Below are 8,741 nucleotides of genomic sequence, written 5' to 3' on the forward strand. Positions count from 1 at the left end.
TGAAGCCAGGAAAGAAGTTTTTAGATAAAAAATCAGATACAATACAAGACATGGGCGTTTCCTTCTTAAGTGTTGTTGTGCTTTTTTATCTTAAGAGAAAACGCCCTTTTTTGTTTAATTTATTTGATAATATTCACTAGAAGTTTTTCATAAGCCACAGTTTTACTGAAGAACCAAAATTTTGGGCTTTCTTATTTGTATTTTCAAGCTTACAAGATGCTTACAAGATTTAGTATAGGACTTTTATTCGTCACTCAACCGAGATCTAATTATTTTCAATTTTTTTCGAAAGAATATCTTCCCAATTTGTAGGAAATCCGATAAAAGACAATCGAACAACATTCTCATATTTTTTCAATAATTCTTTTAAAGAATTGAAGAAAGAATCCCACTGGGTATTTGATTGAAGAATGAGTTTGATAGCTATAATCACAGGGAAAATTTTTGTCAGTCTTTGGTAGTACTTTTGAAGGTCCTTAGGCAAAGGAGGTTTTACACTCAATGGAAGATTGTACAGCCTTCCGTAATGTGCACATATATTTCTCACTTCAACTAGAGACTGAATCCAAACACCTAAATCATTTGGAGAACAGTGATACTGTTTTGCAACTTCCTTTTTATCTTTTGAAAGCATTATCGAATATAAAGAACTTAAATTTCCAAAAGTAAATAATTCAACTGCAACCCATATTGGAAATTTATTGTTATATTTATCTAAATGATGTCTTACAAAGGGCAGATTACGATTTCTTTTCCATTCTTTTTTAAAACTATCCATTATCTGCTTATGAACAAGATAGCCATTTTTATTTAATTTTTGACTAAAATTTTTACAGTTGTAATAACCATCTGCTTGATATTTTATTGCCAGGCAGTAAGAAATTTTCGTTCTTAAACCGATTTCAATCTGTTCAATAACATGAAATAGATTGTTTTTCAGAATACTATCAAATTGGTATAGGTCGTAAAGATCTTTCAGGGAAACTCCCGGAAGATATTCATCTCTATTAACATCATTAAGACCAATCCCGTAACCACTTAATCTGTAATAATTAATTGATTGTAAGATTTCCAATGCTTCCTGATGATCGGTTATTTCTAATTTATGAAAAGTCTTTAATCTTTCAATTTGTGCTTCGTAATCTAGAGGCTGTTTTAACTGAGCCATAAAACTATCCCACTATAAATAAAAAAGGCCCTTTACTGGTGCGCTGTACCCAAAAGGGCCTTAAGCGTTAAAGGGCTCGATCACCTACATTATAATTGCAGAACCAACTATTCTCAATTTCTTTTGATTAGTTTTGCAAAATAAATAGTAAAAACACGACAAAAAAATGCCTTATAAAAGATGAAAACATAACACAAAAGACAACAACTTCTCAGTATAAAAATAAGCTATTCAAGATTTATTTTTTTGATATTACAAATAGTTAACTGACACATTGAAGGAATAAATAAAAATATCATATATATTCGTGTAATGTGTAATGAATGGATTCAAGATTCGAAATTATAGAGACGGTCATATATATACAACCTTATTTATCGGAACATACAAGCAGCTATATTTGACAACCTATTCTATTACATAAAAATATCCATTCAGAATTTCCATGTTGGCTAATATTTCTAATACTAAAGAGCCAAAGACAGAATAACCTCACAGTCAGTCTGAGTGTAAGGATCGTTGGTTCCGATTGTCTTAATCTCAGGGAATCCGACTTTTCTTAATATCTTGTCGATATCAGCAGCACTTCCGTTTAAATCAGAAAGCTTAACAGGAAGTTTCAGTGACTCTAACTTACGGGTAATAAATTCAACTGTTCTGGCAGCTGATATACCAATATCAGAGAAGTTATAAGGGATATCAAATGAGGATGCGCCTAATTTGGCAATCTTGTTTTCCTTTTTCTTGAGGACAAACTTAAACCAGGCAGGAATAATGATACTTGCAGCCTCCTCAGGATTACAGTCGTAAACTGATATCAGAGCCCTCTCCAAAATCTGAACGCAGGCCTCATCATTGTAGTTAAGCATAGGATTTACATAAGCAGTGATACTTGCCCACATAAGATTGGTTATACAGTCAACATCATTTGGCTTTTCCTGAATTCTATCAAACATCACAAGAACTGTCTTGATAGTTGACTCTAAAACCTTCTCAGCTAATACAGTATTTTTATTGACTGCAAAATAACGTCTGAAAAGCACATCAATAAGTCTTACAAAGTTAAAAGCGTAATTAGAACTGTTGATTGAGCACAGTTCAGGATTGTAGATTACAAATCTTGGAGCCAGAACATCTGATGAACACTTCATAACCTTTAGAGAACCGTCATCCATCTGGTTGTAAACAGTCACATCCTTGGAGGTTGCACATCCGCCACAGATTGAAGTACTGATTACAGCAACAGGTAGCGCCTTTTCAATGTCACTTTTCTTACTGAACATCTCATAGAAGCTGTCATCAAAAACGGCTCCGGCTGCAATTACCTTGGATAGGGAGCAGACTGAGCTGGAACCTACAGCCAAAATGAAATCAACATTATCAGTCTTGCAGATTTTTATACCGTCAAAAACAGTTGAGATTCTAGGATTAACGAAAGATTCGCTAAGCTCAGTGTAATCAAGTCCGCTGTTTCTTAATGAGCGTCTGACCTTATCTAAAAGATTTCCTATTGATGATGATAGTTTTGAATAGACAACAAGAACCTTAGAGCCGCCAAGATACTTAATCTGACGACCAACCTCGTTTTCCTGATTCATACCAAAGAGAAAAGAGCTTTCACACTGAGAATATAGATTATCCATATAGAGCCTAGGTAATATGTAGAAAACTTCACAAAAAACTCATAGGTAAGTCTAGCAGATACTTATTAATATCTCTAGAACCAAATACATTCAAACGGATAATCGCATCATGCTCCTGCAAAACTATAGTGCAAAAAACAGAAATACCAAAAAATCTTCTCCAAGGAGCAAATAAATCAAAAAAAAGGTTGACTGTAATCTCATTTCCTTTAAGATGTTTTCACAAAAAAAGTAACATTTTTTTCTCTTTATTATGGAGATTTCGTGCGTGAAAGACACTGGCGATAATGGGGCAGCCCCAATGGTTAACAGACCAAACGAATACAGCACACAAAAACAGATTCACAGACCAGGTGAGCTTCCAGGTCAGAAAGCATCACCTGTTGAGCAGAATAAAAAGCCTATTCTGCAGATTAAGGGACTAACCAAAAACTTCAGTAACTTTACTGCAGTTAATAATGTTGATCTAACCATCTATGAAGGAGAAATCTTTGCCCTTCTGGGTTCATCAGGCTGCGGTAAATCAACTCTCTTAAGAATGCTTGCAGGTTTTGAGCAGCCATCAGACGGACACATTATTCTTGATGGTGAGGATATTGTTAACCTTCCTCCTTATAAGAGAACCTTAAACATGATGTTCCAGTCATATGCACTGTTCCCATATATGACTGTTCGCCAGAATATTGCTTTTGGTTTAAAGCAGGAGAAACTTCCACGCGATGTAATCAACGCACGAGTAGAAAAGATGTTAAAGCTTGTGCACATGGAAGAGTATGTAGACAGACGTCCATATCAGCTTTCAGGTGGTCAGAGACAGCGTGTCGCTCTTGCAAGATCACTGGCTAAGGAGCCTCGTCTGCTGTTACTTGACGAGCCTATGGGTGCACTTGATAAGAAGCTTCGTGAGCAGATGAGACTGGAGCTTGTTGATATTATCAATTCTGTTGGTGTTACCTGTCTGATGGTTACCCACGATCAGGAAGAGGCTATGACCATGGCCGATCGTATTGCCATTATGGACCGAGGTGAATTTGTTCAGATCGGTGGTCCTCGTGAGATTTACGAGAACCCTAACTGCCGTTTCTCAGCTGAGTTCATCGGTCAGGTTAATATGTTTGACTGCACTCTGACAAAGTCAGACAACAAGCACTCTGTTATCCAGTGTAATGATTTCCCTCGTCCAATCGAGCTTCTGCACGATATTGACATCGCAGACGGTATGCCTGTATCTATCGCCATGAGACCTGAGAAGGTTTACATTTCTCATGAGGAACCAAAAGAGCCTACAAACTGGTGTGAGGGAACTGTAGAGAACATCGCCTACCTTGGTGATATTTCCATTTACTACGTTCGTCTTCCATCAGGCAGAATCATTACCTCAACTCTACCAAACGTAGACAGATTCAATGTCGGTCTGCCAACATGGGATGACAAGGTTTATTTAAGCTGGGATCCAGAATCCTGTATTGCCCTGACCTTCTAACTCATCTTTAGAATATAGAGAAGAATTAAACAATGGCTTTAATAAATTCAAATATGATTAGAAATCCTGGGTCTAAGGGACATCGTCCACCACCTAGGTATGTTCCAGGCAGAAAGATTTCATTAAGAGAGAGAGCAATCATCTTCCTTCCATATATGTGGATGATTCTCTTTTTCCTGATTCCGTTCCTGATTATCTTCAAGATTTCTTTTTCAGTAACTGAAATTGCGATACCACCTTATTCTCCAATTGTTACATTTGAAGAAGGTGCAATGCAGATTATTCTGCATCTAGAAAATTACACTAACATCTTTATTGATCCGGATGGAACCTACATGCGTTCATATCTGAAATCAATTCAGGTTGCTGCATTCTCTACTCTTTTATGTCTGATAATAGGTTATCTGATTGCATGGGCTTTAGCCACATCAAAGAGTACAACCCGCAATATTCTCTTTATCCTTATCATCATGCCAAGCTGGACTTCATTTGTTGTAAGAATCTATGCCTGGATGACAATTCTGAAAAGAGACGGAATTATTAACGATATTCTTATAAGTCTGGGAATCATCGACCATCCTCTGCATATGCTGCAGACTGATTTTGCAGTTTATGTTGGTATCGTCTACTGCTATCTGCCTTATATGGTACTGCCACTGTTCTCATCACTTATGAAGGTTGATTACAGTCTGATTGAAGCAGCTCAGGATTTAGGCTGCCGTCCGGTAAAGACCTTCTTCCATGCACTTGTTCCTCAGACTAAGAGCGGTATTATCGCAGGTTCAATGCTTGTATTTATTCCTGCAATCGGTGAGTACGTAATTCCTGAACTTTTAGGCGGTAAGGATTCAATTCTTATCGGTAGAATCCTGTGGCAGGAATTCTTCAACAACAGAGACTGGCCTCTTGCTTCATCTGTTGCAATTACCATGCTTACAGTTATGGCAATACCTATTATCTGGTTCTTCAAAAATCAGCGTAAACAGGGGGAGCTATGATTTTAAATAAAAATACCAAGAGCACACTGTTCAGATTTGTTATTCTGACTATTACGCTGATATTCCTGTATCTGCCAATCATGACTCTTGTTGTTTATTCATTCAATGAGTCAAAGATGGTTACCGTCTGGACAAACTTCTCTCTGAAGTGGTACAGAGCTTTAATGAATAATGATGCAATCATTACTGCCGTGGGCATTTCCATGACTATTGCTGTAATGTCAGCAATTGCATCTGTAATCATCGGTACTCTGGCAGCCTTTGTAATGGTAAGAATCAAGAAGTTCACAGGTGAAAGCGCATTCCTGCTGTTCATGACTGCCCCTATGATTCTACCTGAGGTTATCACCGGTCTTGCCCTGCTGTTACTGTTCGTAACCTTAGGCGATATCATTCCGGTATTCTCAGATCGCGGCATGATTACCATCTGGATTGCCCATGTTACCTTCTGTTCTGCCTATGCAACAGTTGTTATCCGTTCAAGATTCGTTGAACTTGACGTTTCAATTGAGGAGGCTGCAAAGGATCTTGGTGCAGGTCCTATGAAGGTATTCTTTGTGATTATTCTGCCAGCAATTATGCCTGCAGAAGTTGCAGCATTCCTTTTAAGCTTCACCATGTCAATGGATGATCTGGTTATCGCAAGCTTTGTTGCCGGACCAAATTCAACAACTCTGCCAATGCTGATTTTCTCAAGTGTAAGACGTGGTCTGTCACCAGAAATCAATGCTCTGGCTTCAGTAATTGTATTTGTTGTTTCTATCTTTGCCTTTGTGTCATGGGTTCTTACCGTGCGCAAACAGAAACGCAAAGAACGCAATGCTGCAATGGTAAAGGCAGCATTAAGAAAGGAAAACACAATTACCGCTTAATTATCCATAATCTCCCGCAACGACGGGAGATTATTGTATCTTGCCATACACAATTCTCTGTTCATACCCACCTAATAATAACTTTATTATCAGAGTTAATCTCAGATAGTTTCTGTTTTTTTCAAAACTCAAATATTTTTAAAGTTTTGAAAGAAATACTATAATTTATTTCAGAAGTTATATATTAATTAAATTGATACTATGAAATACATTAAGCGTAAGACTTATCTAGATAGACTAATCAGATTACGGAACATTCCTGATATAAAAATAATCACAGGCTTACGTGGCTCAGGAAAGACTAAATTAGTCAGAGATTATATGAATTGGATAAAGTCCAATGAACAGGATGTAAACATTATCTATATAAGTTTTGAAGATCCAGATTATGCCGAATTAAAATACTACAAAACTCTTAATTATTACTGTGAAAGAAAGTATGACAAAGAAAAAAGCAATGTTCTTATTATAGACGAAATACAGCTTTGCCATCAGTTTGAACTGACAGTTAACAGTTTATATAACAGTCGAAAATTTGATATTTATATAACAGGCTCAAATGCGTTCCTGTTAAGTTCAGATCTCTCCACCCTTTTTACTGGAAGATATATAGAAATACAGGTTTATCCATTCAGTTTTGCGGAATACTGCAGGTATTATGATTTGGATATCGATACACCTCGTGTCCTTGATTCATATATCTCAAACGGAGGACTTGCAGGATCCTATGTTTACAAAGACAGAGATGATCAGCTCACCTCTATAAAGGATGTATACAATACGGTAATTAAACGCGATCTTGTGGATAAATACTCAATTAGAGAAGTATCACTGCTTGATTCCTTAACAGATTACCTGATGGATAATATTTCAAATTTAACCTCCGCAAGCAGAATCAACGCAATATTCAAACAAAGCGGAGCAGAAACAAATCATATTAAGATAGGAAACTATATTAAATATCTTTGCAGCGGATTTATGTTCTATAAAGTAAAAAGATATGACATCAAAGGAAAGAAATATCTTGAGACTCAAGATAAATACTATCTGTCAGACCTAGGCTTCCGCTATGCAAAGCCTGGAACTAGAAACATGGATTACGACCGAGCATACGAGAATATAGTTGCAATTGAGCTTTTGAGACGAAATTACGATTTGTACGTTGGAAAACTGTATCAGAAAGAAATCGACTTCGTTGCCATGAAAGCAAATGAAAAAATATATATTCAGGTTTCAGACAATATCAGTTCAGAAGAGACTCTTAAGAGAGAACTTGAACCATTAATGGCTATAAGAGACTCGTATCCGAAGATATTAATCGCCAATACTGGACACGAAGACTATGAAATTGAAGGAATAAAAGTATTAGATCTGACACGATGGCTTTTAACTTTATCTAGCAAGAATTCCCCCGCCTCTCTATTTAGGCGGTGGGCTGAATTGCGTACGATGCTTTAAATTATAGCTAAGTATATGTAAATATAACCATGTTCAGTAAGCAGATATCTCTTGCTGAATATAAATATAAATGTTATATTATTTATATAAGTAATAAATAATATATATATTAATATGAAGTTATATACAGCCTATAAATTCAGAATATATCCGAATGATAAACAGAAAGAGTTGTTTGTAAAAACTTTCGGCTGTGCACGCTCCATATACAATAAAATGCTTGCAGACAAGATTGAGCATTACAAGCAAAACAAGAAAATGCTCAAGAACACACCTGCGCAATACAAGAAGAAATTCCCATACTTCAAAGAAGTAGACAGTCTTGCTTTGGCAAATGCTCAATTCCATCTTGAGGGAGCCTTCAGCAATTTTTTTCAGAATCCAAAGTTTGGATTTCCAAATTTCAAATCAAAGAAAAATTCAAGACGTTCCTATACGACCAATATTGTAAATAATAATATTGAACTTAAGAATGGAAAGCTGAAACTTCCAAAGGCAGGCTTAGTAAGAATAAAGCAGCACCGAGAAATTCCTGATGGATATATTCTTAAGTCTGTAACCGTAAGTCAGATAGGAAGTGGTAAATTCTACGCCAGTATTCTATTTGAATATGAAGAGGAAATTACAAATAAAGAGCCACAAAGCTTTCTTGGCATGGATTACTCCATGCATGATTTGTATGTAGATAGTGAAGGTAATAAAGGAGAATACGAACGCTTCTATAGAAAGTCAGAGCAAAAGCTGAAAAGAGAACAGAGAAAGCTTTCTCTGATGAAGAAAGGTTCTAAGAATAGAGCCAAACAAAGAATTAAAGTAGCAAAAGTCCACGAAAAAATAGCCAACAGCAGAAAAGATTTCATGCAGAAAAAATCAAGACAGATAGCCAATGTCTATGATTGTGTATGTATTGAAAATCTTGATATGAAAGGTATGTCTCAAAGTCTGAATTTTGGAAAATCAGTTCATGATAATGCTTTTGGCATGTTCATGGAAATGCTTTCCTATAAACTTAAAAGACAAGGAAAATATCTGGTAGAGGTTGATAAGTTTTATCCAAGCTCTCAGCTATGTTCTGTCTGTGGATATCAGAACAAGGAAACCAAGGATTTATCCTTAAGA

At 36.3% G+C, this 8,741-nt stretch carries 7 protein-coding genes; 5 read left to right on the plus strand and 2 right to left on the minus strand.

Annotated elements, in window-relative coordinates:
- Nucleotides 1-265: 265 nt before the first annotated feature.
- Complete coding sequence (locus B5D46_RS11305; RefSeq protein ID WP_078929542.1) at nucleotides 266-1,168, minus strand: Abi family protein; 903 nt, start codon at nucleotides 1,166-1,168, stop codon at nucleotides 266-268.
- A 467-nt stretch (nucleotides 1,169-1,635) separates the two neighbouring features.
- Nucleotides 1,636-2,811 (minus strand): iron-containing alcohol dehydrogenase, encoded by a 1,176-nt coding sequence (locus B5D46_RS11310; RefSeq protein WP_143675677.1) that lies wholly within the window; start codon nucleotides 2,809-2,811, stop codon nucleotides 1,636-1,638.
- 268 nt (nucleotides 2,812-3,079) lie between these two features.
- On the opposite strand from B5D46_RS11310, the gene potA reads away from it, so the two are divergent.
- The 5 genes from potA to B5D46_RS11335 form a co-directional block, all read left to right on the plus strand.
- The gene (potA, locus tag B5D46_RS11315; RefSeq protein ID WP_234973845.1) at nucleotides 3,080-4,294 is read left to right on the plus strand and encodes a polyamine ABC transporter ATP-binding protein; all 1,215 of its coding nucleotides are present in this window, start codon (nucleotides 3,080-3,082) and stop codon (nucleotides 4,292-4,294) included.
- A 155-nt stretch (nucleotides 4,295-4,449) separates the two neighbouring features.
- On the plus strand, nucleotides 4,450-5,292 hold the full coding sequence (locus B5D46_RS11320) for an ABC transporter permease subunit (RefSeq protein WP_234973847.1): 843 nt from the start codon (nucleotides 4,450-4,452) through the stop codon (nucleotides 5,290-5,292).
- Nucleotides 5,289-6,164: an ABC transporter permease subunit gene (locus tag B5D46_RS11325; protein WP_078929545.1), complete on the plus strand. Its 876-nt coding sequence runs from the start codon at nucleotides 5,289-5,291 to the stop codon at nucleotides 6,162-6,164. The genes B5D46_RS11320 and B5D46_RS11325 overlap by 4 nt, the downstream gene beginning before the upstream one ends.
- Nucleotides 6,165-6,365: 201 nt before the next feature.
- Nucleotides 6,366-7,622, plus strand: a complete 1,257-nt coding sequence (locus B5D46_RS11330) for an ATP-binding protein (RefSeq protein WP_078929546.1) — start codon at nucleotides 6,366-6,368, stop codon at nucleotides 7,620-7,622.
- Nucleotides 7,623-7,736: 114 nt separating this feature from the next.
- Nucleotides 7,737-8,741, plus strand: a 1,005-nt coding sequence (locus tag B5D46_RS11335; protein WP_078929547.1) for an RNA-guided endonuclease TnpB family protein, incomplete at its 3' end; no start/stop codon positions are given.

The organism is Succinivibrio dextrinosolvens DSM 3072, assembly GCF_900167015.1.
Classification (GTDB): domain Bacteria; phylum Pseudomonadota; class Gammaproteobacteria; order Enterobacterales; family Succinivibrionaceae; genus Succinivibrio; species Succinivibrio dextrinosolvens.